At 40.9% G+C, this 787-nt stretch carries 1 protein-coding gene; it reads right to left on the bottom strand.

What is annotated here, in order from left to right; translation table 11 throughout:
* Positions 1–53 precede the first annotated feature (53 nt).
* Positions 54–737: a hypothetical protein gene (locus B3Z75_RS04625; protein ID WP_294068207.1), complete on the bottom strand. Its 684-nt coding sequence runs from the start codon at positions 735–737 to the stop codon at positions 54–56.
* Positions 738–787 lie beyond the last annotated feature (50 nt).

The following is a 787-nucleotide window of genomic DNA, read 5'->3' as shown; positions in this document are numbered from 1 at the left end:
TTTAAAAAGATCATACGTTATATCGGCAGCCAACTACAGAGTCATCGGTATAGTTATTTCAATTCTGCCAATACCATATAGGATTCCAGCTTACCCTGTTTGTCGTAATTCTCAGATTTTATCACTCCTATGCCTTTTGCATACCATTCTACCAGCGAAGAATTTACTTTTTTCCCCATCACGGTGGAAGTTACATCGCTGGTAAATTTATAGCAAGCGAATATTCCTGCCGGAACCGATATGTCTTCAACCTTTTCCACTCTGCGATTGGTGATGTTCGTGGCTAACTTCAGGTTTATAAAGCCCATTTTTAGCGCCATCTCAACCTTTGCATCGGGCAGCAATGTTCCTGGTTGCGGAGAAATAGGTATTTCCATTTGATTTCCGGTAATTTCAATGTTAGGCGGCATTTCTCCATCCTGCTGAAACGCCGCCTTATTGATAAAGTTACCCATATCTACGATCATTTTATCTCCTTTTTTGTAGATGGTAACCTCTTCTTTGTACTGTATTTCTTCTTTTGAGTTCATGGAGGCTACCTGGTAAGTTATCTCCATGTCATCCCCATCGGTACGGATATGGGTGATGGTGTACCGCATCATACTAATCAGCTTGTCTTTTTTATCAAACATTTTGTAGACAAGTTCGGTACCTTCCCGGGTGGGGAAAAAAGTCTCCTGGGCTTTCACCATATTCGTGCCAATCAGCAATAGTGCGAGCAGTAGCATTTTTTTCATTGTGGATCAGTTTACGTTGTTGATAGAAGGGTTATGAACCATTTGTTCTT

Source organism: Proteiniphilum sp. UBA1028, assembly GCF_002316955.1.
Lineage (GTDB): Bacteria > Bacteroidota > Bacteroidia > Bacteroidales > Dysgonomonadaceae > Proteiniphilum.
The sequence above is the reverse complement of the archived record's forward strand: the minus strand, read 5'-3'. Positions and strand labels throughout refer to the sequence as shown.

Excerpts from the sequence above, each read along its gene's own strand:
- B3Z75_RS04625 (WP_294068207.1), bottom strand. The coding sequence starts at position 737 with ATGAAAAAAATGCTACTGCTCGCACTATTGCTGATTGGCACGAATATG.